The 25,427-nt window shown below is 69.8% G+C and carries 28 protein-coding genes and 1 pseudogene; 4 read left to right on the forward strand and 25 right to left on the reverse strand.

Annotation, left to right across the window (positions count from 1 at the left end):
- Positions 1-175: 175 nt before the first annotated feature.
- The 9 genes and pseudogenes from traB to SMD11_RS07705 form a co-directional block, all read right to left on the reverse strand.
- A complete protein-coding gene (traB, locus tag SMD11_RS07665; protein ID WP_087925721.1) occupies positions 176-2,242 on the reverse strand; it encodes a plasmid transfer protein TraB in 2,067 nt (688 codons plus the stop codon).
- Positions 2,243-2,258: 16 nt separating this feature from the next.
- Positions 2,259-2,801 (reverse strand): plasmid transfer protein TraA, encoded by a 543-nt coding sequence (gene traA / locus SMD11_RS07670; protein ID WP_087925722.1) that lies wholly within the window; start codon positions 2,799-2,801, stop codon positions 2,259-2,261.
- 19 nt (positions 2,802-2,820) lie between these two features.
- Positions 2,821-3,321 carry a hypothetical protein gene (locus tag SMD11_RS07675; RefSeq protein ID WP_087925723.1) on the reverse strand — a complete coding sequence of 167 codons (501 nt, stop codon included), beginning with the start codon at positions 3,319-3,321 and terminating at the stop codon, positions 2,821-2,823.
- Positions 3,322-3,440: 119 nt separating this feature from the next.
- Positions 3,441-3,701, reverse strand: a complete 261-nt coding sequence (locus tag SMD11_RS07680; RefSeq protein ID WP_087925724.1) for a hypothetical protein — start codon at positions 3,699-3,701, stop codon at positions 3,441-3,443.
- A gap of 31 nt (positions 3,702-3,732) precedes the next feature.
- A pseudogene (locus tag SMD11_RS07685) lies at positions 3,733-4,112 on the reverse strand (RRQRL motif-containing zinc-binding protein).
- A complete protein-coding gene (locus tag SMD11_RS07690; protein WP_087925725.1) occupies positions 4,112-5,137 on the reverse strand; it encodes a DUF2637 domain-containing protein in 1,026 nt (341 codons plus the stop codon). The pseudogene SMD11_RS07685 and the gene SMD11_RS07690 overlap by 1 nt, the downstream one beginning before the upstream one ends.
- Complete coding sequence (locus tag SMD11_RS07695) at positions 5,134-5,472, reverse strand: hypothetical protein (RefSeq protein WP_087925726.1); 339 nt, start codon at positions 5,470-5,472, stop codon at positions 5,134-5,136. Before SMD11_RS07695 ends, SMD11_RS07690 begins: the two co-directional genes overlap by 4 nt.
- A gap of 147 nt (positions 5,473-5,619) precedes the next feature.
- Complete coding sequence (locus tag SMD11_RS07700; RefSeq protein WP_087925727.1) at positions 5,620-6,267, reverse strand: GGDEF domain-containing protein; 648 nt, start codon at positions 6,265-6,267, stop codon at positions 5,620-5,622.
- On the reverse strand, positions 6,267-6,548 hold the full coding sequence (locus SMD11_RS07705; protein ID WP_418952419.1) for a hypothetical protein: 282 nt from the start codon (positions 6,546-6,548) through the stop codon (positions 6,267-6,269). The genes SMD11_RS07700 and SMD11_RS07705 overlap by 1 nt, the downstream gene beginning before the upstream one ends.
- Positions 6,549-7,451: 903 nt before the next feature.
- Between SMD11_RS07705 and SMD11_RS07710 the strand changes: the two genes are divergently transcribed.
- Both SMD11_RS07710 and SMD11_RS07715 read left to right on the forward strand, forming a co-directional pair.
- Positions 7,452-8,222, forward strand: coding sequence for a helix-turn-helix domain-containing protein (locus SMD11_RS07710; protein ID WP_087925729.1), 771 nt, complete (start codon positions 7,452-7,454; stop codon positions 8,220-8,222).
- Positions 8,219-8,692, forward strand: a complete 474-nt coding sequence (locus tag SMD11_RS07715; protein WP_087925730.1) for an NUDIX hydrolase — start codon at positions 8,219-8,221, stop codon at positions 8,690-8,692. Before SMD11_RS07710 ends, SMD11_RS07715 begins: the two co-directional genes overlap by 4 nt.
- On the opposite strand, the gene SMD11_RS07720 is transcribed toward SMD11_RS07715, so the two are convergent.
- The 16 genes from SMD11_RS07720 to SMD11_RS07795 form a co-directional block, all read right to left on the reverse strand.
- Positions 8,680-9,258: an HD domain-containing protein gene (locus SMD11_RS07720; protein WP_087925731.1), complete on the reverse strand. Its 579-nt coding sequence runs from the start codon at positions 9,256-9,258 to the stop codon at positions 8,680-8,682. The two genes, SMD11_RS07715 and SMD11_RS07720, sit on opposite strands and share 13 nt — an antisense overlap.
- A gap of 2 nt (positions 9,259-9,260) precedes the next feature.
- A complete protein-coding gene (locus tag SMD11_RS07725) occupies positions 9,261-9,707 on the reverse strand; it encodes a GntR family transcriptional regulator (RefSeq protein WP_087925732.1) in 447 nt (148 codons plus the stop codon).
- A gap of 154 nt (positions 9,708-9,861) precedes the next feature.
- On the reverse strand, positions 9,862-10,263 hold the full coding sequence (locus SMD11_RS07730) for a hypothetical protein (RefSeq protein ID WP_087925733.1): 402 nt from the start codon (positions 10,261-10,263) through the stop codon (positions 9,862-9,864).
- Positions 10,264-10,633: 370 nt separating this feature from the next.
- Complete coding sequence (locus SMD11_RS07735) at positions 10,634-11,113, reverse strand: ester cyclase (protein WP_234365955.1); 480 nt, start codon at positions 11,111-11,113, stop codon at positions 10,634-10,636.
- An 82-nt stretch (positions 11,114-11,195) separates the two neighbouring features.
- Complete coding sequence (locus SMD11_RS07740) at positions 11,196-12,311, reverse strand: 3-oxoacyl-ACP synthase III family protein (protein ID WP_234365956.1); 1,116 nt, start codon at positions 12,309-12,311, stop codon at positions 11,196-11,198.
- Between the two features lie 2 nt (positions 12,312-12,313).
- A complete protein-coding gene (locus SMD11_RS07745) occupies positions 12,314-14,650 on the reverse strand; it encodes a beta-ketoacyl-[acyl-carrier-protein] synthase family protein (RefSeq protein WP_087925735.1) in 2,337 nt (778 codons plus the stop codon).
- Positions 14,651-14,763: 113 nt separating this feature from the next.
- A complete protein-coding gene (locus tag SMD11_RS07750; protein ID WP_087925736.1) occupies positions 14,764-16,062 on the reverse strand; it encodes a beta-ketoacyl-[acyl-carrier-protein] synthase family protein in 1,299 nt (432 codons plus the stop codon).
- Positions 16,059-16,469: a hydroxymyristoyl-ACP dehydratase gene (locus SMD11_RS07755; protein WP_087925737.1), complete on the reverse strand. Its 411-nt coding sequence runs from the start codon at positions 16,467-16,469 to the stop codon at positions 16,059-16,061. The genes SMD11_RS07750 and SMD11_RS07755 overlap by 4 nt, the downstream gene beginning before the upstream one ends.
- On the reverse strand, positions 16,466-17,734 hold the full coding sequence (locus tag SMD11_RS07760) for a beta-ketoacyl-[acyl-carrier-protein] synthase family protein (RefSeq protein WP_087925738.1): 1,269 nt from the start codon (positions 17,732-17,734) through the stop codon (positions 16,466-16,468). Before SMD11_RS07760 ends, SMD11_RS07755 begins: the two co-directional genes overlap by 4 nt.
- The gene (locus SMD11_RS07765; protein ID WP_087925739.1) at positions 17,731-18,183 is read right to left on the reverse strand and encodes a 3-hydroxylacyl-ACP dehydratase; all 453 of its coding nucleotides are present in this window, start codon (positions 18,181-18,183) and stop codon (positions 17,731-17,733) included. Before SMD11_RS07765 ends, SMD11_RS07760 begins: the two co-directional genes overlap by 4 nt.
- 20 nt (positions 18,184-18,203) lie before the next feature.
- The gene (locus tag SMD11_RS07770) at positions 18,204-18,971 is read right to left on the reverse strand and encodes an SDR family NAD(P)-dependent oxidoreductase (protein WP_087925740.1); all 768 of its coding nucleotides are present in this window, start codon (positions 18,969-18,971) and stop codon (positions 18,204-18,206) included.
- A gap of 57 nt (positions 18,972-19,028) precedes the next feature.
- The gene (locus SMD11_RS07775) at positions 19,029-19,439 is read right to left on the reverse strand and encodes an acyl carrier protein (protein WP_087925741.1); all 411 of its coding nucleotides are present in this window, start codon (positions 19,437-19,439) and stop codon (positions 19,029-19,031) included.
- A 67-nt stretch (positions 19,440-19,506) separates the two neighbouring features.
- The gene (gene fabD / locus SMD11_RS07780; protein WP_234366368.1) at positions 19,507-20,496 is read right to left on the reverse strand and encodes an ACP S-malonyltransferase; all 990 of its coding nucleotides are present in this window, start codon (positions 20,494-20,496) and stop codon (positions 19,507-19,509) included.
- A 231-nt stretch (positions 20,497-20,727) separates the two neighbouring features.
- Positions 20,728-22,623, reverse strand: a complete 1,896-nt coding sequence (locus tag SMD11_RS07785) for an AfsR/SARP family transcriptional regulator (RefSeq protein WP_087925742.1) — start codon at positions 22,621-22,623, stop codon at positions 20,728-20,730.
- Between the two features lie 541 nt (positions 22,624-23,164).
- Positions 23,165-23,773, reverse strand: coding sequence for a TetR/AcrR family transcriptional regulator (locus tag SMD11_RS07790; RefSeq protein WP_199843821.1), 609 nt, complete (start codon positions 23,771-23,773; stop codon positions 23,165-23,167).
- Positions 23,770-24,360 carry a TetR/AcrR family transcriptional regulator gene (locus SMD11_RS07795; RefSeq protein ID WP_087925743.1) on the reverse strand — a complete coding sequence of 197 codons (591 nt, stop codon included), beginning with the start codon at positions 24,358-24,360 and terminating at the stop codon, positions 23,770-23,772. The genes SMD11_RS07790 and SMD11_RS07795 overlap by 4 nt, the downstream gene beginning before the upstream one ends.
- A 103-nt stretch (positions 24,361-24,463) precedes the next feature.
- Between SMD11_RS07795 and SMD11_RS07800 the strand changes: the two genes are divergently transcribed.
- The gene (locus SMD11_RS07800) at positions 24,464-24,889 is read left to right on the forward strand and encodes an ester cyclase (protein WP_087925744.1); all 426 of its coding nucleotides are present in this window, start codon (positions 24,464-24,466) and stop codon (positions 24,887-24,889) included.
- Positions 24,886-25,362, forward strand: coding sequence for a DUF1772 domain-containing protein (locus SMD11_RS07805; protein ID WP_087925745.1), 477 nt, complete (start codon positions 24,886-24,888; stop codon positions 25,360-25,362). Before SMD11_RS07800 ends, SMD11_RS07805 begins: the two co-directional genes overlap by 4 nt.
- The last annotated feature ends 65 nt before the right edge of the window (positions 25,363-25,427 follow it).

The raw sequence follows: 25,427 nt of genomic DNA on the forward strand, positions 1-25,427 counted from the left end.
CCCGGGCAGGTGCGATCACCGCCCCGGGGGCGCGGGTGAGGCGTGGCCGGGCGGGTCCGTGCGGGTGGGTGTCAGGCGTGGGGTGTCAGGGGGTGTCACGTGGGGGTGTCACGCGTTTCTGACAGCGGGTTTGCCTAGGGGTTTGGGTGTCAGGGGGCCGTGACGGTGTCAGGTGTCAGGCGGCCGTCAGGGCGGGGACGATCCGCCACCGGCCGGTGGTGTTCGTCGCCTCCAGTCGCCCGTCCCGTGCGGCTTCCTTGAGGCGCTCGGAGACCCACGGGCGGGAGAGGCGGTGCCGGTCGCACCAGTCCATGAAGTCCTTCGGACCGATGATCATCTGCCCGGCCGTCTCGAACTCCGCGAGCGCGGAGGCGAACAGCCTGCGTGCTTCCTCCGGCGAAGGCTTGCGGCCCGTGCCTTGCCCGAAGATCGGGGCGTCGTCGCCCTCTTCCGTGCCGGGAAGGTCGTTCTCGGGGTCGATGTCCGTGTCCTCGGGATCGACCAGCAGCCCACCGGACACCGTGTCGCCCTCTTCCTCGTCGACGGACCGCAGCGCGGCCGGTTGCTGGGGATCGTCGGTGGTCGGGCGGCCGGTGTAGGCGCGGCCGGCGACGCCGGAGGCTGCGCCGGAGGTGATGGGGTCGGCGTGGGCGCCGTTGGCCTGTGCCCATGCGGCGAGTCGTTCCATGGTCTTCACCGTGCGGGTGGGGAAGGCCAGGGTGCGGCCGGGGGCGGGGTAGCGGTCCTCGGGGATGCCGGGGCTGACGACGTAGCAGTAGCCGGGGCGGCGGTTGCCCCACGCGCCGGGGTGGGCGCCGGCGTCGATGACCGTCTCGGGGAGGGAGAACCCTTCGTCGCGGGGGTCGCAGCCGAGCGCGATCACCGAGGGGAGGGAGGCCCGGGTGGAGGTGGACATCTGGTCGTAGGAAGGCCGCTGAAGCGACACGATCACGGAGATACCGGCTGAGCGTGCCTCCTGGGACATGCCGGTGAACGCGTCATCACCCAGGTCACGCAGGGTGTTGGCGGCTTCCTCGAACCAGGAGAGCAGGAACGGCATCCCCTCGCAGCCGCACGCCCGGCCGTCGCTGCGGCAGGAGTGCGCGGGGTCGTTCTGCTGCTGGGCGGCTTCGGGAACCCATTGGCGGTAGCCGTGGGCACCGAGCCACCGCGTGCGTGCGGGGATGGCGGCCTTGACCGCCTCCACCATGATCTCCGTACCGGTGCCGCCCTCGACTGCCCAGTCCAGCCCGGGCCGGAGCGGGGCGAAGTCCTGGAATGCCTTGGGGTCGGAGAACCAGACGATCACGTCCCGGCGGGAGAGGATCTCCGAGAGCAGGTTCAGGGCGGCATCGCCCTTGCCGGAGCCGGTGCCACCCGCGATGAGCACGTGCGTGCTGTTGCGCCCGATCTCCGGGTCGCCGGGGAGCCACAGGACCAGCGGGGCCCCGTCGTCGTACCGTCCGATGAGCAGCGGGTCGGCGATCGACCCGCCCAGGTTCGACGGGCCCTCCCAGTCCATCACCGTGGCCAGCATGTCGTCCGGCACGATGACCAGGTCGCCGCGGCGGGCGGAGGCGGGGTCGGCGTGGTAGCGGATGGCGGAGGTGGGCAGGTCCAGGGCGGACGCGATCCGCGCCAGGGCCTTGGTGACGTCGTCGTTGGTCTGCTCCCCCGGGTCCAGTGCGACGGGCGCGGTGACCCGGTTGGGCTCCACCTTCGACGCGCCGATCAGCGCACGAGCCAGACCGACCTTCTCCAGCAGACCCCCGTCCGTACTGCCGCCGGGTGCTTCGGGGTTGTGGCGCAGGACCATCCGCACGTTCCACGACAGGGCTATGACGGGACCGCCCATCAGGAACAGGTCGTCCACGGGCCCGGCCGTGGCCCCGGCCAGGCATGCGGCGGTCACCCACGCCGACCCGGCGGCCACCGTGACAGCCGAATGCAGCCGGCGCTGATGGCTGGTGGACTTGCCCATCATCCACGTCGCCCCGGTCAGGGCCACGGAGGCGAGGGTGAGCCCGACACCGGCCGGGGCGCTGTCACCCCACCGCCAGTGCCCGACGGCCCCGGCCAGGCCGGTGGCACCCCAGGTGAGCCACGGAGGGACGTGCGGCTTGACCCGGTGCAGCAAGTACGCCCCCACGCCCCCTCCATCCGCGCTGGGGTCGGGAAGAGCGAAGGTAGTCGCGGTGAGGTCGTGATCGACGGTGGTGCGGCGGCGATTGTTCCTGGTCATGTACCGGTCTCCTTTCTTACTGCTGGGCCCAGTTCATGACCGGCTGCTTGGGCTTGCGGGCACGGTGACGCACCCGGTTGATCTCCTCCTCGTACTCCTGCTGGAAGGCGGAGTAGCAGGCCGCGGCGTTCTTCGCCGCGTCGCGCAGCGCGTCCGCGGACTTCCGCATCTTGCGCGCGACCTTGGCCGCTCGCATCCGGGAGCCACCGATACGGCCCTCGGGGTCCGGCACCGCGGCCAAGACGCTCTTGAGGATCTCGGCAGCCATGGCCACCTCGATCGACAACGTCACACCGGCCGCCCGCACGGTGTTGCAGTAGTTCCTGACCTCCGCCGGAGAACTGAACTCAGGCGCGGGCAGCAGCGATTCGGTACGCCCACGGCCGCCACCCTGGCTGCCGCGGTGGTGGTGGGTGGTGCGGTTGACGTTGATGTTGATCGGCGGGGCGAAGGAACTCCCCAGCCCACCAACGAACCCGCCCGCAGCAGCGCCGGCGTTGGTGAACTTGTTCGGCTTGTCCGACGCGCGGCCGGCGCCAGGTCGTGTGGAGGGTGCCATCAGAGGGTGTCTCCTCAGATCAGTGGGTACGGCGGACGACGAGCCACGCGGTCTGGGCGGTGATCCAGGTCAGCGCCCACATCAGCCCCAGCGGGCCGGCCAGCGGACCGAACCCCGCGGCCAGCGCCACCCACCCGCACGCCACCGTGGCGAGCACGGTCGCGAAGATCCGCCACGCGAGCGCGGTGGAGCGGGCAGGGTGACGGCGCTGGAGGGACCAGAACCACAGCGCCGGGCCCGCGGCCAGCGGGCCGAGCACCAGAGCGGACCACCACACCAGGACATGCAGTAACCCGGTGACGAACAGGGCCAGGACGGCGAGACCGGTCGGGGCGAGACCACGACGGCCCTTCCACAGCGCACGCCCCAGAAAGCCGAGCGCCTCACGGGCCAGGGACGGCCGCTCAGGCACCACGACCACGAACGGCTGCACCCCACGACGGCCACGCTGCCGCGGGATGCGGAGAGTGTGGACGCCCGCGGCGGACTTCATGTTGCGGGGGCGAGTACGGCTGGACACAGTGCACCTCCATCAGGAGGCGGCGCGGGCCCGCAACAGGCGGTCCCACGCCGCAGAAAGGGGGATGGTCAGCTCAGACGGGCCGGATCGTGGGTGGGATGCGCGGCGGCAGCTTCCTGCTACCGGCGGCTCTCCACCGCATCCGCGTCGGAGAGGCGGACACGGAAACGGCAGCCGGGCACGCGGCACCGGTGCGTGGTCGAGAACACGACCTCGAACACGTGGCTGATCGCCGCCATGACGTTGGCGAAGAGCGCCAGAGTGCACGCCGTGGTCAGGGCCGCGGGCACGTCGTAGGAGTGCAGGCGTGAGGCGGCGGTCCAGGCGACGGCTGTGCCGACGAGGGCGGCGCTGATGAGACGGAAATGGCGGAGCTTCAACGCGAACCTCCAGGTCACAAGTGGGGATGGTTCAGGCGGCGCGCTGTTCCTCGGAGTAGGCGCAGGTCACACACATCCCGAGCGAGGGCGGGATGCAGTAACCGGCGTCGGTGCGGCACTGGGGGCAGGTGCGGCGGGCACGCATCGCCTTGGCGAGGGCGGCCCATTTCGCGGGGGTCATCGGGCGGACCCTCGCCGCCGACGCGACGGGGTAGAGGTACGCGACCCGCACCCCGCCCCGCCCCGCCGGGGGTTGAACCACATGACCTGGGCGGCGATCTCCTGCCCGCCCGGCCGTAAGCCCTGGTCCCGGAGCTGGCGGCGGGTGGCCAGGCCGTCCGGCGCCAGACTCCACGGATACGTGGGGATGCCGTGCCGGGCCCCGGTGGGGTCGTAGAAGCGCACGGCCATCAGACGAGGGCCTCAGTGGCGGGGTGGTCGCGGAGTTCTTGGTAGCGGGTGGAGATCCAGCCGGTGGACCAGCCGGTGAGCTCGGCCGCGGTCCGCACGGGCAGGCCGGCGTCGAAGGCGGCCCGGACGGTCGCGCGGGCCCGCTCCTCCGACAGTTTCTCGGTGGCCGGGCCGGTGGCCAGCAGGGCGGCCCGTTCACGCTCGGCCCGCTGGGCCCGCTCCTGGTGTTCACGGCGTTCACGCGCAGTGCGCTCCCGCTCTTCGCGGGCCCGCCGCTCGGCGCTCTCGCGTTCACGGTGTTCACGCTCGCGCTGCTGCTGTGCACGCTCCTGTTCACGGCGTTCAGCCTCGGCCCGCTCGCGCGCCTCCCGGGCCTCCGCCAGTTCCCGCGCCTCCCGCCGCGCCTGCTCCTCCCGCTCGCCCTGTTCGCGGGCCAGCTGGGCCTGGTGTTCACGGCGTTCACGGTCGACCTGGGCATCGTGCTCACGCTGTTCACGAGCAAGCCGCGCGTCGTGCTCGCGCTGCTCCCGATCCCGACGAGCGGCCGCCTCAGCCCGGTCCTCCGCGGCTTTCCGCACTGCTTCGCGCTCGGCTCGCTGCCGGGCTTCCAGGGCGTTCACGGCGGCGGCGATGGCCCGCCGGTAGGCCAGCCCGGTCTCTGCGGTGACGATCAGGAGCAGGGGTGCCACCGCGTGGACGGCCACGCCGACCATGTCCGTGAGCAGCGCGGAGTCCCCGATGTTCAGGGCGAGTGTCATGGTGCCGGTCATCCACCGCAGCGCGGTCGGCCACCGGCCGCCGGACCCGCCCAGGCGGGCGAGGGCGGAGTCGAGCCAGACCACGATCACCACGGCGGCATCCACCACGAGTGGCAGGATCGGGGCCGTCCAGTCCCAGGCGTCCGGGGTGTGGGACGCCATGAGCGGGGTGACGGTGAGGATCGAGTAGAGCATGGCGCCGAAGACGATCAGCCACATGCCCACCGACAGAGCACGTTCCGCTGAACGGACCTGATCAGCGTTCACCGCCCGGCCCCCTGCCGTGAACGCCCCCCGTCACGGGCGGGGATCTCGGCGTACCCGAGCAGGCGCACCTGGGCGCCGGCGTAGCCGGTCTGGGCCGTCAGGACGCGGGTGCGGCCACCGCTCTGCTCGTGGTAGCTCACGGACTCAGGCGCGAATCCGAGGGCAGCACGCCACGCTTCGAACCCGGCCAGGTCATCGTGGAAGGACAGCTCCAACAGGTCCGGGACGATCGCGGAGATCCCCAGCGTGGGGGCGGGGAGGTGCGCGAACTCCGCGCTGAAAACCCGCAGCACGAGCAACGGGGCGTCCAGCGCGGCCAGGGTCGAGGCGCTCACGCCGCACCCCCGAGGACGGCGTGCCGACGGCGCGAGGGTAGTCGGGGGGCACCGGCGGGTCGTAGAGCTGGTGGCGCTGTTCGGCGAGTTGCCCGGCCCGGTAGGAGCGCGGGTGGAGCCAGCGGTAGAGGCGGTGGCGGAGCGCGGTCATCGCGGGCCTCCCGTCCGGGGTGCGGTGCCGGGGCGGCCGGCGCGGCGGCCATTGGTGGTGGTGATCTCCGGTACCGGGCCGTAGGCGACCTCCCAGCCGCCACTGGAGCGCTTCGCCGCGTACATGGCCTCATCCGCCCGCCGCAGCGCCACCCCCAGATCCGGGGGACCGAAAGGGGTGGCGTACGCGCCGATAGACGCGCTGACCAGGAGCTCGTAGCCCCGGAAGGACACCGGCCGCCGCAATGCGGCATGCAGTGCCGCCAGCTCGGGGGCGAGGTTCCGGGGGTCGGGGATCAGGGCGGTGGCGGCGAACTCATCTCCGCCCAGCCTGCCGGCGGTGCCGCCGTGCAGGTCGGCCCACTTCTGCAAGCGGGCGCCGGTAGAGGCCAGGACCGCGTCCCCCGCGGCGTGGCCGCGGGTGTCGTTGACGTCCTTGAACCCGTCCAGGTCCACCATCACCACCACCGCACCCCGGGCCCGCAGGTCACGGCGCGCGCAGTGGGTGAACAGGTCGCGGCCCGGCAGCGCCGTCAGCGGGTCGAACCGCGCCCGGCGGGCCCGGCGACGCAGCAGACAGGCGTGGAGGGACCAGCCGGCCAGCAGCGGGCCGGCCGTCGCGGACAGCGAGAGAACGGTGTCCATCACGCCGCCTCCGCCCCGGGCCCGGGCTCCCAGCCCTTCACGCGGCGGCCGCTGGTGGCCAGGTCGAACAGGTGCGGGGTGCGGGTCTCGATCAGCGTCGCGGCGATCCGCGTCACCCGGTCGAACAGGTGCGGGTCCTCGCCGATGATGTCGCGGGCCGCATCCAGCCGGGCCGCCCGCTCCCCCTCGCTCTCCCCGGGCACACCCAGCCATAACTCCACCGGGGTGCCGAGGGCCAGTTCCACGAACTCAGCGGCCGTAGCGGCCTCTTGCCCTGCCACAATGTGCTTCACGGTCGTACGCCTCTCATCCAGGCGGGAACGGCCCAGCGGCCCCGGTGTGTCAGCGCCGGGGCCGCGCCGTTGAAGTCGGAACCTCCGGCTCCCCTCAACCCCGCCCGTACAGCGCTACGGCCACGGGCCGAGCACCGGACGGGCGGAGGAGGTAACCGGCCGCAGCACCCTGTGCCGCGGTCCCGTTGGGCATCACAGGCGGGCCCGTGCTCGGGCGGCCGGTGATGGTGACGCGAAGGACGTCCTGCCGGGCCGGTCCAGCCCGGCAGGCGTCTCAGATCTTCGTCGGAACACTCTGTCCTCCCGATCGGGGAGCGGTCACGGGCTTCTCCGGTCGGCCGTTGCCACGGCTGGCCAGCCCCGAGCCCGGGAACGTCGGGTGCGTCATCGTCACTGCTCTGACGCGAGCAGGGCAGCGCGTATCAGGTGGCAACCAAGGGGTTGTCCTCCAGCAATGAAGGGATGATCCCCAGGGCTGTTCCCCAGAGCTGACACGCGGGCAGGACAGGTTCACCTGCCACGAAGTGGCTGCCGGCGGCCATCACCCGGGCCGCTGCGGGAACGGGGACTCTCACCCCGTCGACTCGACACACTGTTCAGTTCTCAAGGAACGGACACTGCCTTTGGACCCGTTTCACGGAGCCCTCCGGGCGCACAGAAGCAGTCGGAGCCACATCGCCGAAGCGATGCATGTATTACATGCCTCTCACCGTGGCAGGCCGTTCCAGCGCCGTCAACCCCTGGAGGCTTGGACTCGGAACCGCCGCCCTCGATCAGCGACATGACCAGCTTGCCGTCGCTACGGCGGACGTTGGACTCCGCGCGTGCACGACTTGCTACCGACTCGCTACAGTCAAAGTCGTCCTAGGACGTCCCGGACGGGAGAGTCGCATGGCGAACGAGAGGCTCCGTGGGGCGATCGTCGAGAGCGGCCTCAAGCTGGAGCAGGTAGCAGAGCGGCTCGGGGTATCCCCGAAGACCGTTGAACGCTGGGTGTCTGAACCGAACCGCAAGCCCTACAGGCGATTTCAGTACGCCGTCGCCTCCATGCTCCGGCGAGAGGTCTCGTACCTCTGGCCGGACGAACGGACCTCGGAGGAGGTGACCGCGTCCAGCGACTCAGAGGTGATCAAGCTCTACGCGCATCGGTCCGTCGTCCCGCCGGACGCTTGGGCAAAGCTCTACGCAAGCGCCACGGAGCACTTCGACGTGCTTGTGTACTCGGGCTTCTGGCTTACGGAGGATCCACGGTTCCACCGGCTCGTCCGAGAGAAGGCCGCCGCCGGCGTACCAGTGCGCTTCATGCTCGGCGACCCTGCCAGTTCGGCTGTAGCCGTTCGCGGCGCGGATGAAGGAATCGGGTCATCCATGGCCGCCAAAATCCGGAACGCGTTAATGAACTACGCGCCACTATTCCGACTTACGGGCGTGGAGTTCAGACTTCACGAGACGACGCTCTACAACTCAATCTACCGAGCTGACGACGAGCTGTTAGCCAACGGCCACGTTTACGGCGTAGGGGCCTATATGGCACCTGTGCTCCACCTCCAGCGCGTTCCTGGCGGCGAGCTATTCGACACGTACGCAGAAAGCCTTGAACGCGTCTGGGAGAACGGTCGACCCATCACATCGCCTACCGATTACGAGGGCGCCACAGCATGAGCCGCATCGACTACTTTCGTGACCCGAATGCACCCGAGGCCAACTCGGTCGTTCCATCCGTCACGGCGGTTGTCCAGGACGAACAGGGCAACCTCCTACTCATCCACAAGACCGACAACGACCTCTGGGCTTTGCCTGGCGGCGGCCACGACGTCGGCGAAAGCATCACCCAGACAGTCATCCGGGAAGTGGAGGAAGAGACAGGCATCTCGGTGACCGTAGACGCCGTAGTTGGTCTATACACCGACCCACGGCACGTCATGGCGTACGACGACGGTGAAGTTCGCCAGCAGTTCTCCATCTGCTTTCGCGCCCGTCCTATTGGCGGATCCTTGCGGACCAGCTCTGAGTCGAAAGAGGTGCGGTGGGTCTCCCTGTCAGACCTCGATAAACTCGACATCCATCCGTCGATGCGCCTCCGAATTACCCACGGTCTAGACGCATCGCGGACAACCCCCTATATCGGCTGACTCACTTCCTGAGCCACGTAGAGACGCTCTTCGACACGCCGCACTGCCGCGTGGATCTCGGGGGCCGCACGCTGAATGAAGCGACCCACGATCGTGTCTGGGCCGTACCGGTCAACGATCTCGGCTACGCGCGCCTCAGAGGTCGTGGGCTCGCCGTCGGGGGTGGTTCTCATATCACTGAACAGCATGGCGTCAACCAAAGCCGGCCGCTCCAGCTCGAACTCACTCTCCAGTTCCTCACGAAGTCCACGCTCCTCCGCTTCTAGAAGGGCGCAGGAGTGATGTGCCACCAACCGGACAACGCGTTCGTCCATCCCCTCCTGGTCCCGCAGGAAGCGTGCGCCGTCGAGGGGGTGAAACCCCGTGGAGGCAATGCTGGGGGAGTACCCGATGTCGTGGAGAACGGCCGCGGCCTCCATCAGAGCCGCGTCCTCCCCGAGGATCGCCCGGAGGGAGCGGGCCCTCTCAGCGACCCCGAGGGAATGGGACCAGCGTCGCGGCAGCGGGTCGGACAGCAGAGACTCCGCGAGCCCGTAAGCCCGTCCCGTGAGGTCCGTAGTGGCCATGGCTACGAGCTCCCTTCTTCGCCCGGGAGAGCGCGGACCTGCCGCCGCCGGCGCGGGCCCATCTCGATGAGGCCCCGCCCTTCCATCTGAGCGATGGCGGAGCGCACCGCAGTCCGGGACACCGCGAACCGCTCGCACAGCTCGTTCTCGGACGGGAATGTGTCGCCCACCGCCATGCCTTCCCCTCGAAGGAGATCCATCACCTGATCAACGAGGGGCCGACGATCGCCAGTGCCGGTGACAAACCATCCAGCCCCCTGCACGGACTCGATAATCCCCTCCATCTTCAGCGCCTTAAGCGACCGCCCGATCGTGCTACGCCCAACGCCGTAGACACGCATCAGCTCTGCCTCGGAAGGCAGCGCCTCGCTGATCTGCCCCTTCTCGATCTTCTGACGCAGAGACTCCGAGATCTGCAAGTACGTACCCCGCGGACTGACCTGCGGCACGCGCCCCCCTTTCATCGGTCTCGGTGGCGATTCGCCCACTCCAGCTTCGCACGCTGAAGCCTGAGCGCCGAGACTCCCCATCCGCATCTGGGAGGTCCTCAGTATCGAATCCTGTGAGGAGCTACCCCACGCGATCGACGGGGCGCTGCGCAGGTTACCGCCTGCCGAAGCGGCGCAGGTTGCCGGAAGCGGTGAGCTGTGAAGCAACAGCTTGGTTGATCTCTTCTCGTACGCAGGCCCGAACCCAGGTGCCCCAGTCTTCGCCAGGGGCGGCCACTGTCTCGAACCTCGCGTACAGGGACGACGGGGGCCGGTCGCCCTCGGTTACCCATGCCCAAGCCACCGGTGCCATCCCTTGGGGCAAGGTGCGCACGCGCACGTCCACCCTGTGCGGCGCACTCCCCCCGTGCTCGTCGAGTGCGTCGGCAATCGCCACTAGCTGCGTCAAGTAGAAGTTCCTCCGCCGCTCGTCCCTGAGCCGAGTGAGCTGCACCCATGCGACAACAAGCGCCAGGACGGCGACAACATTGCTGGCCGCCGACAGGGTGACATCCATGCAGGGACGATAGCGGGGTTCAGTCCGGCTCGGTGGAGCACTGGGTGGCTACGGAGAGGGCTCGCCCGGCGTCGGGGCCGTCCTCGGGCCGTGCGAAGGCGGCCGGTGACGACCGGGGACGACAATCAACGACTGCCCCGCCCCAGCTCAGCAAGCACCCTCTCGCAGACGCCCGAGGTCAGAGGATCACGCCGTAAGATCCGCGACATCTGACCGGCGGAATGCCGCCGCGTCCCGTCCGGCCCGCGGAGAAGCGGACCGGGAGGGGGTGCGGCGGCGACCGTGGGACTTCTCTGCCGGTTCGCGCCTCAGGCAAGGCCCCGGGCCCGGTGGGCCGCTGTCCAGGGCCCGGGGCGCCCTGGCGCACGGCTCACCCGGACAGCGGCGGCTTCGCCGTCCTGTTCCGGCGGGTGTTGCTCCGGGCGCCAGGAGCAAGGCCCCTCATGCCCAGTTCGGCCAGCATGTTGGAATCGACGCCGATGCCCCAGCGTTCGGCGATCAAGCCGCCTGTCAACCGCCAGACGACCACCCCCGTGAACTCGATGGCGCGGCCGGTCGGCGGCAAACCGAGAAACTCGCCGAGGTGAGTGCCCCGCCAGGTGTTGTGGATGACGACATGGTCCGCGTGAGCACTCATGTCCTCGATCGTGACGTGCAGATCGGGGAATCCGGCCCGCAGTCCGGCGATGGTGTATTTGACTCCCGGGATGCCTTTCGGGGCTCCGGGCAGCGGCTGGTGATCGACCACATCGGCGCGGTAGATCTCGTCGACCACGGAAAAGTCACCCCGGTTGACGAACTCGTCGAACACTCTGCGGATGACGGCCTTGTTGCGCTCGTCGTCGCTCACGACCGCAACCTGATCGGCGGGCGCGGTAGCGCGCGATTCGTCGCGCCGGGCCAGAGGGAGGTTCCCGGGTCCGAGGGATGGTTCAGACATGTCCGGGCCCCTGCCAGGTGAGGGTGAGTCCCGCATAGAGATAGCGGCTGGCCTCGATGGCGAGCAGCAGGACCTTATGTCCCGGACGCACCCGGCCGGCCGCGATCCCGGCGTCGAGGGCGAGTGGCACCGCAGCGGAACCCGTGGCTCCGACATCGGCCAGATTCTCGACAATGATCTTCTGCAACGCGCTGTGATCGGCCGCGCCGATCCCTGCGGATTCGAATTCCCGGCTGAAATATTCGGCGTTTCCCTCGGGCAGGACACAGGCGTCGACGTCGTCCACCGACAGGCCGGAACGCCGCAGCACGTCCCTCAGCCCGTTGGCGAACACCTGGGGGCCGAACTCCGCGGTGCCCGGGACATCGAGCCGGATCTCCATCAGCCGGTGACGTCTCCGCTGTTCGGCCAGGGGTGCGTCCGTACCACCACCGACAACCTGCATGCCCGGTCGCCGGCCGCCGCCGAGGCACTGGGTCGCGAAGGTGTGCCCCAGTGGATCCTCGGCAGCCGACCCCTCCTCGCCCGCACGCAGTACGACCGCTCCCGCGCCGTCCCCGAAGGTGTACACGGTGAGCCGGTCGCGCATCCGGACGCGGAAGGGATCACGGCCGAGGTAGACGGGGGCCAGCAGCGGTGAGATCGACTCGGCACCGACGACGAGCGCGGTTCGGTAGGTCCCGTCGGCCAGCATGCGGCGCGCGTAGTCGAGTGCCTGCACCGCCCCCACGCAGCCGGCGCGCACCTCGACGACGGCGCACCGGTCGAGACCGAGCCGTTCCTGAACAAAAGTGCCTGCCGCGGGCAGGGCGTGGTCGGGGCTGGCCGTGGACATCACCAGGAGATCGATATCGCCGGGCTCCAGGCCCGCACGCTCGAGGGCGAGGCGTGCCGCCGCTGTCGCCATGTCCGTGGTGCTGGAGTGGTGTTCACCGGTTTCCGGGTCGATGATCCAGTGCCGGTGCCGCACCCCGATCCCGGTCAGCACGTCCTCCGGCAGCGGACCGCACAGCCGTTCCAGTGTCGCGTTGTCGATGGGGTCGCCCGGCAGCTGGGCACCGGTGGAGAGAAAGGAGATCCGGCGGAGGGCGGTGACGTGCTGAGGCATGGTCAGTTCTCCGTTGCGGGTCGGAACACAAGGCTGATGTGGGTGCCACCGAGAGAGGAGCTGTTGACGAGCACGGGGCCCGCGGCCCCGGTGCGCCGCCAGCCGGTGATGGCCAGAGCCGCCGCGAGTTGGGCCCCGGCGCCCACAGGCTCGCCGAGAACGCGCTTGGGGGCGTGCACCGGGCGGGGGGAGTCATCCGTGAGCCGGCCGATCGCCCGCGCCTCCGGACGGTCCACGGCTGCCAGCCCCGCCGCGTTGGCCCATACGGATTCCAGGTCGCCGGCCGCGAGGTGGCTGTCCGCGAGAGCGTGGCGCATCGCGCGCTCGACACCGGCGCCGTGTACGTCCCAGCGCCCCACCCCGAGCGCGTCGGACGCAGTGCCGTGGCCCACGAATTCCGCGAGGACCCGGGCCCCCCGGGCGCGGGCGGCGGAAGCGCGCTCCAGAAGCAGCGCGACGCCGCCGTCGGCCAGGGTGTAGCCACGCCCCGCGGAGCCGCGGAAGAGCGGGAGCGCGTCATAGAAATCGAGCACCGTGGCCGAGAGGTCGTCCACCGCCGGGCAGAGCACCGCGTCGGCGCGGCCCGCACGCAGCAGGTCGTGCGCCACGGAGAGGGCGGAGGCGCCTGCCGCGTGCCCCGCCGTGACCGTGGACGTGGGCCCCTTGGCGCCGAGCACCATGGCGACCTGTCCCGCGGCGGCGTTGAAGACGGTGTTGGGGAAGACGGCAGGGCTGGCCGCCGCGGACCCACTGGCGAGTACGGGCAGGTAGAACTCCTCCGTACTGCGCATCGGCCCCAGCCCCGTGCCGAGCACCACGCCCACCCTGCCGTGGGCATCGAGGCCCGCGTGCACCAGCGCTTCGTGACAAGCGGCGACGGCGAGGAGGCCCGGTCTGTCCATACGCCGGCGTTCCCGGGGCGGGATCCAGCGGCCGGGGTCGAATTCGACAGGGGCGGCCCGCAGTCCACGGTACGGGCCGCCGGGGCTCACGCCCGCTCGGTAGTTCTCCCACAGCGCATCAGGATCCTGGCCTCCTGCCGTGACCACGCCGATGCCGGTCACGACGACGCTCTCGTCCCGGGCTTCGGGCGGGGCGGGCACCGCGGTGCCCGGCCGGGCGAAAGCGACGGTGGCATTGGCGCCGGCGAAGGCGAAGTTGTTGGACAGGGCGACATCCATGGGCTGTCGTCGTGCCCGCAACGGCACACTGTCCAGACCGCACTTGGGGTCGACACCAGTGAAACCGGCCGTGGGCGGGAGCGTCTGATCCCGCAGGGCCAGGACGGTGACGACGGCCTCCACGGCACCGGCAGCGCCGAGCAGATGCCCGACGGTCGACTTCGTACTGCTCAGCGGGGTCTTCTCAGCGACCTCACCGAGGGCGGTGCGTACGGCGTTGCTCTCGGCCTCGTCGTTCTTCCGGGTCCCTGTTCCATGGCCGTTGATGTATCCGATGTCGTCGGCGGATACGCCGGACGATCTCATGGCGCCCCGGATGGCCCGGCTCGCGCCCTCGCCCTCCGGGTGCGGCGCTGTGGCGTGGTACCCGTCGGCGGAGAGTCCATAGCCGATCAGCTTCGCCAGCACCGGTGCTCCGCAACGCTGTGCGACGGATTCCTCCGCCAGCACCAGCATGCCGCTCCCCTCGCCCAGCGAGAGGCCGTCCCGGTCTCTGGAATACGGGGCGGCCGGGCGGGCGGACAGCGACTGGAGGCTGGTGAACCCGGCGAAGGCGGTCTCGGTGAACGCGTCGCTGCCGCCCACCAGCATCGCGTCGGCACGTCCCCCGCGTATCACCTCCAGCGCATGCGCCAAGGCGTGCGCACCGGACGCGCATGCGGTGTTGACGGACAGGACAGGACCCTGGATGTCGAACGCCGCGCTCAGCGCCTCCGCCAAGGCGTGCGGGGACACCAGCAAGGGCTGGAAGGGGTTACCGTCCGTTTCCCCGGATCCACGGGCCCGGCTCAGCGCCAGCTCGCCGCTGCGGGTACCGCCGTTGCAGCTGCCGAACGCGATCCCCCAGCGTTCCCGGGGTATCCCGGTCAGCCCGCTCGCGGCGAGCGCCTCCTGGGCAGCGGTGAGCGCGAAGTCGAGGGCGGGTTCCCTCGCCCCGCCGAGCCCTGCCGGATAGTCGTAAGCGGGGACCGGGAACTCCGGAACCGCTCCTCCTATCCTCGGTGCGGAGCCGTCCTCGGCGAAGGCGTCGACGGGGCGAATGGCCACCGTGCCGTCCATACTGCCTTTCCACAGCGCCTCGGCGCCGATGCCGTGTGCCGTCACCGCTCCCACGGCCGTGATGACCACGTGCCGGATCTTTCGGGACGTGCCGTCCATCGCGCCCTCTCCTTTCACGCCTGGCCGTTCCGGGACCGGCTGTTCTGAGATGGGTGATGCCGGAGGGTCTCCTCCGGCCCTCACGTGAAGTGGAGACGGATGCGCCACCGCCGTCACCCGGCACGCTTCAACGACAGGGCCGCCGCCTGCCCCTCTAGGCCACGAGCAAGGGCGAGCGCCGTGCGCGGCGCGCTGTCGCGCGGAGTGCCGGGGATCCAGTCCAGGTCGCACCCGGCGGCGGGGTCATCGCAGTGCAGCGTGGCCGGCACCGTCCCGCAGTCGAGGGCGAGCGCCGCCACTGCGGCGTTGAGGGCACCCGCGCCGCCGAGCAGATGACCGGTCTGGGGTTTGACGCTGCTGATCTGGGCCGATCTCGCGGCCGGCCCCAGCGCGTCGTGCAGTGCCCGGGTCTCGCTCAGGTCGCCCAGCGGCGTGGCGCAGCCGTGCGCGGCGATGTAGTCGGTCTCCTGCCCGCGTCCGGCGTCCGCGAGCGCGCGGGCGACGGCCCGGGACAGGCCGCGTCCGTCGGGGTCGGGGCTCGGTGGTCTGGTGCAGTCGTTGCCGGTACCGAAGCCGTCGATCTCCGCGTAGCAGCGCGCGCCGCGGGACAGCGCGTGTTCGCGTTCCTCCAGGACCAGCAGCGCCGCGCCTTCCCCGAAGACGGAGCCGCTGTGCTCGCGATCGAAGGGGCGGAAGGCCCGCTCGCCCCATTCCTCGCGGGTGGTGAGGACGCCGAGCCCGTCCATCTTCGACATCGTCCACCACGAGGTGGCGTCGTCGTATCCACCGCAGAGCGCGATGTCCGACTCGCCTCGTCGCACGGAGCGCATGCCCCGCCCGAGTGCGACGGCTCCGGAGTCCGCGGTACCCGCGAAGAACGCGTTGGCCCCGCGTATCCCGAACTTCTCCGAGATGTGGAAGGCGGCGGCGGGTTGCAGACCTTCGACGAAGAACAGCGGAGCTATGAGCGAGGAGGCGTTCCGGCCGAGCGCCGGCAGATCCACCGTGCCGTCGGCGCGGCGGACCCGGCCGAGGTTGCCGATGAGTTCGTCCAGCTTCGGCACCTCCTTGTTACCGCCGAGGTACAGCCCGGTCCGCGGCCCGAGCCCGGTCCCGCCCTCCCACGCCCCGCGGAGGCCGGCGTCCTCCAGGGCCAGTGTCCCGGCCGCGACGGCGAGTTGATCGCCCCGGTTGAGCATGCGCAGCGAACGGCGCGCCATGAATCGTTCCGGTTCGAATCCTTCGATCTCGGCGGCCAGGCGGGTGCGCAACGGCTGCGGATCGTAGGCCCGGATGAGCCCGACGCCGCTGCGTCCCGCCAGCAGCGCCTTCCAGGTCGCCTGCACGCCTTCCCCCAGGGCCGTGAGCAGCCCGATGCCGGTGACCACCACCCGGCGTTCCGGGCGGCTCACCGCGCGTCCACCGGGTGGAGCAGGAGCGCGCCGGCCGTGGCGACCGTTCGGCCGCCGACCCTCGCGACGGCACCGCATTCCGTGCCGCCCCCGACGGGTCCCGTCATCTCGACGGTGATCTCGACCTGATCCCCGGGACCGACCGGGCGCCGGAAGCGCACCTTGCGTGCGGCCCGGAGGCGCAGCGGCCGCCCTGTGTACGCCACGCCGGCGGCAAGGGCGGCCATGTCCTCCAGCAGCAGGACCCCCGGAAGCACCGGGAGGCGTGGGAAGTGGGTGGTGAAGCACTGCAGTGTCGCCGGCACATTGCGCACGGCTATGGCACGCCGACCGGATTCGAAGACCACGATCCGGTCGAAATCGGCGGTGGTCAGGACATCCGGCACGGCGGTTGCGATGGTTGTCATGTCCTCTCCTGGTAGGCGCCGATGACGAGGCTCGTGTTGCTCCCGCCGAAGGCGAAGGCGTTGACGAGCACCGCGCCGACCGGCATGCGACGCGCGGTGCGAGGCACATAGTCGAGGTCGAGGCGCCGGTCGGGTGTGTCGAGATTCCTGGTGGGCGGGACGACCGAGCTCTCGATCGCGCCCACACCGGCCAGTACGTTCAGCGCGGCGCCCGCCGACGTCAGATGGCCGGTCATGGACTTGGGCGAGCTGACCACCAGCCGGTGCGCGTGGCGGCCGAACACCTTCTTGATCGCCACGGTCTCCGACAGGTCGTTGCCGTGGGTGCCGGTGCCGTGCGCGACGACGTAGTCGATGCTCTCCGCGCCGAGGCCCGATTCGGCGACGGCGGCCTCCATGGCCTGGATCGCACCCGACCCGTCGGGCGGTGAGTCCGTGATGCGCCAGGCGTTGAGCGTGCTCCCGTAGCCGAGGATCTCCGCCAGGATCCGGGCACCGCGCTCACGGGCCGACTCCAGCTCTTCCAGGGCGAAGACGACGGCCCCTTCCCCCACCACGAATCCGGACCTGTTCGCGTCGAAGGGGCGCGAGGCCTTTTCCGGCTCGTCATTGTGCTGTTCGGTCATGGCCCCGAGGAGGCTGAAGCCGAGCACGTCGATCCAGCTCGTGAGGGAGTCGTAGCCTCCCGCGAGCATGAACCGCGCATCGCCTTCCTGGATGCCGCGGAACGCCTCGCCGATCGCGTGGCCGGAGCCGGAGCAGGCGGTGCTGACACCGATCATCGGGCCCGTGGCAGACATTAGCCGGGCCATGGTGCTCAGGGGGAGGTTCTGGTTGTCCCGCAGTACGGAGCGCGGGCTCCGCGGCAGAAAGGCGTCGGCGCGCCCGCTGTCGACCCGCAGCTGGTGGGTTTCCACGAGGTGGTAAAGGTCGGGCCGGCCGACACTGGCGCCCATGGCGACGCCGCGCTCGGACTCGGGGTAGACGTCCTTGCCCGCGCCGACCCGGTCGAGCGCCTCCGCTGCCGCGGCCACCCCGAACCGTCCCGCCCGGGACAGCCTCGCGGCGCCGAGGCGCTCCGCCGCCCCTGCCCGGAGTTCGAAATCACGCACCTCACCGGCGATGCGTACGGCAAAGCCCATGGGGTCGAACGTCGTCAACGGTCCGATGCCGTTCCGGCCCTCGCACAACCCCTGGAAGGTGGTCTCCGCGTCATTGCCGAGCGGGGTGACCGCGCCGGCCCCCGTGATGACCACACGCCTCACAAGGCCGTCCCTCCGCCCAGCAACAGACCGCCCATGCGCGCGGTGTCGGCCGGCTCGTCGAGCCGGTCGGCCTCGACGAGCGCGCACATGATCCCGCGTGCGCGGAGTACGGTCTCGCCGGCCACTTCGACGGTTCCGTCGACGACCGCCGCTTCCGCGGTGAGCGAGACGATCTCCGCCGACATACGCAGCACCTCGCCCGGAGTGACGGCCCGGTACTCGACGGCCTCGTCGACGGTGAGCAGGACCGCCCGCCGGGCATGGTCGGTGCTGAGCAGGACGAGCCAGGTCGCGGCCTGGCACACCGACTCCAGGACGAGCCCGAAGGGCATCGTCCGGCCGCCGTCCACCCGCTGCCAGTAGTCCTCTCCTCGGGAGGTGACCTTGCGGGCGGTGATGCGCTCGTCCGGCTTCCAGGACTCGATCCGGTCGATCAGATGGAATCGCACAGCTCGCTCTCCTTTCTCCCTCACGGGCGTCCGATACCGAGCTGGGAGGCGAGTCCGCCGTCCACCGGTACGAGTTCGCCTGTCATGTACTCGGCTCCCTGACCCGCCAGAAAGGCCACGACCGAGGCGACCTGCTCACAGGTGCCGAAGGACCGCATGGGCACCTGCCTCTTGATGCCCCTGCCGCCGTCCTTCGCCAGTACCTCACCCACCAGTTCCGTGGGGACGATGCCGGCGAGCACGCCGTTGACCCGGACGCCGAAGCGCGCCAGTTCGACCGCGGCGCTGCGGGTGAAGGCGTTGAGCGCCCCCTTGGAGGCGGAGTAGTTGGACTGACCGATCCACCCCCTCTCCCCCATGACGGAGGAGACGTTCACGACGGCGCCTTGGCGCTGAGCCATGAAGTGCGGTGCGACGGCGTGGGTGCAGTGATAGGCACCCCCGAAGTTGACCTTCATCACGTCCCACCAGGCATCGGCGCCCACATCCCAGAGCAGTCCGTCCCGGGTGATGCCGGCGTTGTTGACGAGCACGTGCAGGCCGCCCAAGGCCGTACGGGCCTGCTCGACGAGCTCGCGCGCCGCGGTGGGGTCGGCCACATCCGCTTCCAGGGCCACCGCCCGTCCGCCCGCCGCGTGGATGTCCTTCACCACGGAGAGCGCTTCGTCTCTGCGTGAGCGGTAGTTGACGGCCACGGCCGCGCCCTCGCGCGCCAGCCGCAGTGCGACAGCGCGGCCGATACCGCGCGAGGCCCCCGTGACGAGAGCGCCGAGGCCCTGAAGCGTCATGGCCTTCCCCCGTCGGTCGCCGGCTCCGTGGGACGGAGGCCGGTCGCCGGCCTGGCGTCACGCCGCACGGAGCGCTCCCGCGCGCTCGGACAGCAGGTCGGCGAGGTTCCGTACGGTGAAGAGGGCCAGCACGCCGTCGGCGGTGAGCGGCTCGGCCAGCCGTGAGCGGTCGAACTGCGGCAACACCTTCTCCAGGTGGCTCAGGCCGGTGTCGTTGACGACCTCGTTCTCGTCGCCGAACTCCTCATCCGGAATGCCGCCCTGGAGCAGGTCCCCGATGTCCGACACGGTGATCTTCATGCCGGAGGTTCGCGCGACGCGGAAGAGGATGTCGAGCAGATCGATGGACTCGGCGCCGAGCTCGCCGAGCAACGTGGCTTCGGCGGTCACCTCGTCCACCTCGAAACCAAGGGCTTCGGCGACCGCTTCTCGAACGACGGCCAGGTAGTCGACTGCTGTCTCGGACATGATGTCGGGCCTCTCTGTTGACAACGGCTATGACGTTTCGTCATAGCCAGGTGATTGACGATCCGGGTCATCCACGCAGCAGACGGAGCAGCCCGCTGATGCGCTGCGCGTCATTGGTGCTGCGCACCATGGCCCCCGGTACGGCGCGACGGGCGAATCCGCTGAGCACCCGGCCCGGGCCGACCTCGACGAAGGCGGCACAACCGGAGGCCTCGGCCGCGTTCAGGACCTCGACCCACCGCACAGGACCGCTGAGCTGACGCCGCAACAGCATCCGTGCCTGGGCGGCTGTACGGACCGGGGTACCGGTCACCGAGCTGAACACTGTCGTGCGGGGCTCCCCGAAAAGGGCACACCCCAACGCGTGCTCGAACTCCTCCTCGATCTCACGCATCAGCGAGCAGTGGAAGGGCGCGCCGACATTCAGAGCGACCACCCGCTCCGCCCCGGACTCCCGGGCGAGTCGCACGGCCTCCTCCACCGCGGCGGGGTGCCCGGACACCACGGTCTGGGCGGGTTCGTTGTAGTTGGCCACCTGTACGACCCCGTGGACCGAGCCGCGCAGGCACGCCTCCTCCACCTGGGCCGAGGTGAGCCCCATGATCGCTGCCATGGACCCCGAGGTCCGGTCGCCGACCCGTCCCATCAGCCGCCCGCGCTGCCTCACCAGACTCAGCGCCGCCTGGGGCGTGAGCACCTCGGCGGCCACCAGCGCCGTGTACTCGCCGAGGCTGTGGCCGGCCACCGCGGCCGGAGCGAAACCGCCCTCCGAGCGGAGAACCTCCAGGACGGCCAGGCTGACAGCGAGGATCGCGGGCTGGGTGATCTCGGTGCGCGCCAGGTCGGTGGCCGAGCCGTCGGTGCACATGGCGGTGAGCGGCAGACCCAGCACATCGTCCGCGAGGCGCAACATCCGTCCCGCGGTGTCCGGGTATTGCCGGACAAGGTGAGCGGCCATGGCCACCCTTTGCGAACCCTGCCCCGGAAACATCGCCAGCACAGCCGTGGAAGTCACTCTGTTTGCCACTGCGACTGCCTGCCGGAAATCCCTCTCCATCTCACTCCCCGCACCAGATAGAGGATTCCACTCCTTGGCGTGCGACATCCATACTCCAAGAGGGAGTTGAAAATCTTCTTGAATCCTGCTTGAGGCGATCTGACGGGCTAAAGCCCGCCGTTGTGTGCGCACAGCAAAAACAGTCGTGCCGGAGTGTGTGCACACTCCGGCACGACTGTTGACGTGATTTACTCTTCGACGGATTCCGGGAAAACCGAGCGAAGAAAGCGGTCAGGCAGCTTGCCTTTCACACGCGGAAAGGCTCCGCGCATAGGCGCGTTGCAGGTAATGCAACCGATAGTGGATGCGGCCTGTGACGTCGCGGCCCGCCACATGGAGGAGATGTGCGTCGACCAGCTCCTCCAGCGCCTCCTCAGTTTCCTGCCGGGTCACCCCCACCGGCCCCCGCCAGTCCTCCGGCACGGCTTCGGACCGCGCGTCGCTCTCACATCCCAGGGCCCGGAAGGCGCGGGAGGCTGTCGGGCTGAGCCGCCCGTACGAGAGTGCCAGACTGGCCCGCATGTCGAACGACCCGTACGACAACACGTCGAGGCAGCGCTTCTCGTCCGCGACGCGGTCGAGGTGCCACCGCACCGTGTAGTGCGGTCTGGCGTCCATCCGGCTGGCCACCGCGCACAGGGCCAACGGGACGCCACCGCACAATTGCACCAGTCGGCCGGCGGCCACCCGCTCGGCCTCCACCCGGGACTCCCCCACGAGCCGGGCGAGCAGCCTCACCCCCTCCCCCCTGCCCAGCCCCGCCAGGTTCCGCGTCAGCGCCCCACCGCGCTTGGCGAACGGCGCCCTGGTGGTGACGATCACCCCGCAGGCCGAACCGCTCGGCAGCAGCGTCATGAGCTGGCTGTCGTCCGCCGCGTCGTCCAGCACCAGGAGGACGCGCCGCCCGGCCAGCCGGGCACGGTAGAGACGCATCAGCTCATCGATGTCACCGGTACATTCACGGGGATCCACACCTGTCGCGCGCAGCATCCTGAACAGCGCGGCGAGGGGCGAGAGCGGGCGGTCACCGGTGCCCCGCAGGTCGAGGTAGACGCGGCCGTCGGGGTAGTGCGTACCGAAGCGGTGCGCGGCGTGCAACGCCAGTGCCGACTTCCCGACACCTGGACCACCGCGGACGATCGCGACCGCGGGGCCGTGCCCCTCCCCCTTGGTAAGCGCCTCGTGGATCCATCCCACGTCGGCCTCCCTGCCGACGAAGTCCGCGTGGCCCGCGGGAAGCAGGTCGGGAAGACGGAACCGCGAGAGTGCCGGCGCGGGGGCCTCCGCCGCCTTGGAGGAGCTCCCGGGCACGCCGGTCCCGGCCGGAGCCGCGGACTCCGAAGCGGTGCGGACGACGGCCCGCTCCCCTGTCCCGGTCAGCGGTTCCCCGGCGAGCATGAGCCCGTACAGCCGTTGGAGTCCGGGGCCCGGGTCGGTACCGAGCTCGTCGGCGATGACCCGGCGAGCGCGTTCGTACTGGATGAGCGCCTCCGACCGCCGGCCCGAGAGATAGAGCGCCCGGGTCAGTCCCTCGTGCAGCGGTTCGACCATGGGCGCTTCGAGGAGTTCCTGCCGCAGGGCACCGATCACCTCCGCGGAACCGCCCACCTCCAGTCGCGCGTCGGCCCACTCGGTCAGCGCCTCGTACTTCAGCGTCCGCAGGGCACCACGAAGGTTTTGCGCCCACTCGTTGTTCACTCCGGCGAGCGGCTCGCCGCCCCATAGGGCCAGCGCCTCGGCCAACCACGCGGAACGCTGGGGAGTACTCGCACCGGCTGCCCGCGCCTGAGCCACCAGGCGGCGGAAGCGGTGCAGATCGACGCAGTCGCTGTCGATGTCCATCAGGTACCCGGCCGGTTCGCGTCGGAGCAGCAGCCGCTCCGGTAGGCCTTCCGTCGCCCGGGTGAGCGCCCGTCGCAGCCGGGCGATATAGGTGTAGACGACACCACGTGCACCGGCGGGAGGGGAGTCGCCCCACACACGGTCTATGAGCGAATCCATCGACGCGGTCAGCGGTGACTGGACGAGCAGTGTGGCGAGTACGGCCCGTTGACGGGCCGGCCCGACGTCGACCCTCACACCCTCCACCCGCAGTTCAACTGCCCCCAGCAGACGAAATTCGATCACGGTCCCCCCAACGTCGGAGCCGACTCATGCAGCCGTTGGGCACCGAAGCATGCAGGAGGAGCATTACGGTGCCGTAATCAATGCCGCATGAATCGATGCAGGCAGAAGCGGTAGACACACGACCGTCTCTGAACGAGCAGCCCCCACGGACGCTCTCTCGCTTCGCCACGATAAATAGTTCAAACGCTGCTGAAGCTAACATGGACGCGATCTCGAACGCTAGCCATACGGAGAAGCTGCGTCGCATAATTGTTTTTTCCGCCCACATAGTGAGTGACCACTAATTAGAATGGATTCACAGCACCTCTACTTGTCGGTCGACACAGTCCACGGTATGGCATATTCGGTGGGAGCCGGCGGCGCACCGAGCCGTCACGCCGGAGCGGGGCGGGTGCTCAACAAGCGGTCGTCACTCTGGGATTCGGAGCCGTCAGCACCTTCCGCATCGGCTCGCGACGCGTAGCGGGCCTCGAAGGTGTCACGGCCCGCAGACGGTCGACGCAGCCCAGGAAATGGCGCGCCGGGGCCGGCACGCGCTTCGTCAAGCGTCCTTCACCGTCTGGCTTTTGAGAAGCGCCACCACGCCGGGACGCAAACCCTCCCAGTACCGGGTCTCGGGTGCCACATCCAGTGCCAGGAGCACGTTGATGTACATACCCACGGCGAAGAACTGACTGACCTCGGCGTCCGTCGCACCGGTCCTGGCCTGCACATCGGCCCACAGTTCCACCCATCGACGGCGCACCAGCTCGGCGATGTCCGGCTCGACGGCCGCCGACGTCATATAGGACTGGAGCTGGAACAGCAAAAGGCTCCGGTTCAGCACAAGATGCTGGTAGGCGGCGCCCATGGCATCCAGGGCCTTACCGCCTTCGAGCCCCTCGGCCGCCTCCTGGAAGGCCGCGCCGAGCCTGTCGAAGCACAGCTGCACGCAGGCCATGAATAAGGCCTTCTTGCCGGGGAACAGCCGGAACACATAAGGCTGCGAGATCCCGGCGCGCAGGGCGATGCGCTCGGTCGTCGTGGCATGGTAGCCGCCGAGGGCGAACTCCTCCATCGCCTCGCGCACGATCCGGCGCCGCCGCTCCTCCGCGCTCAAGCGAGCCCCGCGCACGGGCGCCTCCCGGGATAACGACGCCTCTTCACTCATGCCTGTGAGTCGATCGAGCGCAGGAGCTGTTCCACCAGAAGCTCGATCCGCTCATCCCGATGGCTGAGGCGGAGTCGCCCGCCACGGTCGAGCACGACCAGGCCGTGCAGCGAACCCCATACGACCTCGGCGACCGTCTCCAGGGCGCGCCCGTTCGCGAGGCAACTGACCGATCGGCACAGCTCGTCGAACGATTCGACCAGCGTGGGCGGCGAGTCGGACTGGCCGAACGCCAGGTCGATGGGGGTGATGAACATCGCCTCGTAGAGCATCGGGTTCGCCTCGGCGAAGCCCACATATGTCCGCGCCAGCGCCCTCAGCGCCTCCGGCGGCGAAGTGGTCGCCAGCCGCGCCTCGCGCATGCTCTGCGCAAGCTCCCCGAACCCCTCCAGGGCCACGGTCCTGACGATGTCGACCTTGTCCTTGAAGTGCTTGTACAGAACCGGCTGGCTGTATTCGATCCGTTCGGCGAGACGCCTGGTGGTGACGGCCCCCCAGCCCTCGGACTCGGCGAGCTCGCGCGCGGCGGCGATGATCTGGTTGCGACGCTGAGCCAGCTCACGCGCCCGGCGCTCTTGCACAGACATGACACCGATCCTATCTGCGCTACCAACGCTGTCAACACTAGCGAAAGGGAGTTATCAACGCTAGATTTTATAACACAGCTATCAGCTACGCCCTGGAGGATCCATGCAGGCCGATCATGGCAAGCTCGCGGCAGACTTCGTGACCATGGTCAACGAGCGCCACGCGGATGCGGTGGATGACCTGCTGATCGACGACTACATCGACCACAACCCGTTGATCGGCAACGGCCGTGAGGCCAACCGCGCCTTCTGGACCGACTTCTTCACCGCGTTCCCCGACATCACCGTCACCGCCGAGGACGTCATCGTCTCCGGCGACCGGCTCGTGGGGCGCTTCTCCTACCGCGGCACGCACAAGGGGCCGTTCGCCGGCATTCCGGCCACCGGAGTCGAGGTGCACATGCGCACCATCGACATCTGGCGTGTCGAGGACGGGCGGCTCGCCGAGCACTGGGACGAGATCAACCTGTACGAGCTGCTCCAGCAGGTCGGCGCCGTTCCGCCGCTGGCCCCTTATGAGGCGCGGTGACGACCGTCGCCTTCCAGGCCCCTGCGGTGCTCGCCGTCCTCTCCAATGCCGTCATCTACGGCACGGACGTCTTCTCCGCACTGGTGCAGAGACCTGCTCTGGCTCAGGTCGACGACCGCACTCTCACCGAGATGATGGGTCAGGTCCACCGCTACGGCGACAAGCGGCTGCCCGCACCCGGAACCGTAGGGCTCATCGCCGCGATCGCCGGGACGGTCATCGCCGCCGCGCAGGGCGAGACCGTTTCAGCGGTGGCCGGCGGGGTGGCCTGCGTCGCCCTGCTCGCCTGGCTCGGCTTCTTCAACAAGGTGGTCGCGCCCGCCAACCGCGCACTGACCCGGGCCGCCGACACGGGCGGTACGGCGACCGACGTCCGCGCGCTTCAGCGGAGGTCCGACGGCGTGCTGGGCGCGCTCATCTGCTGTCAGGGGCTGGCCCTGGTGGCACTGTGCGTGATGATCGCCGCGCCCTGACAGTACGTCGGTCCACCTTCCCGTCAAGAAGACAGCAATCGAGGAACACGCCACACGGGCCATGC

The sequence above is a fragment of the Streptomyces albireticuli genome, from assembly GCF_002192455.1.
Taxonomy (GTDB): domain Bacteria; phylum Actinomycetota; class Actinomycetes; order Streptomycetales; family Streptomycetaceae; genus Streptomyces; species Streptomyces albireticuli_B.

Bases quoted from the DNA above. Each gene is read 5' to 3' on its own strand.
- SMD11_RS07720 (WP_087925731.1), bottom strand. From the start codon at position 9,258: ATGGCCACTACGGACCTCACGGGACGGGCTTACGGGCTCGCGGAGTCT.
- SMD11_RS07755 (WP_087925737.1), bottom strand. From the start codon at position 16,469: ATGACAACCATCGCAACCGCCGTGCCGGATGTCCTGACCACCGCCGAT.
- SMD11_RS07715 (WP_087925730.1), top strand. From the start codon at position 8,219: ATGAGCCGCATCGACTACTTTCGTGACCCGAATGCACCCGAGGCCAAC.
- SMD11_RS07710 (WP_087925729.1), top strand. From the start codon at position 7,452: ATGGCGAACGAGAGGCTCCGTGGGGCGATCGTCGAGAGCGGCCTCAAG.
- SMD11_RS07745 (WP_087925735.1), bottom strand. From the start codon at position 14,650: ATGGACGGCACGTCCCGAAAGATCCGGCACGTGGTCATCACGGCCGTG.
- fabD (WP_234366368.1), bottom strand. From the start codon at position 20,496: ATGGAGAGGGATTTCCGGCAGGCAGTCGCAGTGGCAAACAGAGTGACT.
- traB (WP_087925721.1), bottom strand. From the start codon at position 2,242: ATGACCAGGAACAATCGCCGCCGCACCACCGTCGATCACGACCTCACC.
- traA (WP_087925722.1), bottom strand. From the start codon at position 2,801: ATGGCACCCTCCACACGACCTGGCGCCGGCCGCGCGTCGGACAAGCCG.
- SMD11_RS07790 (WP_199843821.1), bottom strand. From the start codon at position 23,773: ATGAGTGAAGAGGCGTCGTTATCCCGGGAGGCGCCCGTGCGCGGGGCT.
- SMD11_RS07795 (WP_087925743.1), bottom strand. From the start codon at position 24,360: ATGTCTGTGCAAGAGCGCCGGGCGCGTGAGCTGGCTCAGCGTCGCAAC.
- SMD11_RS07700 (WP_087925727.1), bottom strand. From the start codon at position 6,267: ATGGACACCGTTCTCTCGCTGTCCGCGACGGCCGGCCCGCTGCTGGCC.
- SMD11_RS07740 (WP_234365956.1), bottom strand. From the start codon at position 12,311: ATGCCTCAGCACGTCACCGCCCTCCGCCGGATCTCCTTTCTCTCCACC.
- SMD11_RS07775 (WP_087925741.1), bottom strand. From the start codon at position 19,439: ATGTCCGAGACAGCAGTCGACTACCTGGCCGTCGTTCGAGAAGCGGTC.
- SMD11_RS07800 (WP_087925744.1), top strand. From the start codon at position 24,464: ATGCAGGCCGATCATGGCAAGCTCGCGGCAGACTTCGTGACCATGGTC.
- SMD11_RS07730 (WP_087925733.1), bottom strand. From the start codon at position 10,263: ATGGATGTCACCCTGTCGGCGGCCAGCAATGTTGTCGCCGTCCTGGCG.
- SMD11_RS07770 (WP_087925740.1), bottom strand. From the start codon at position 18,971: ATGACGCTTCAGGGCCTCGGCGCTCTCGTCACGGGGGCCTCGCGCGGT.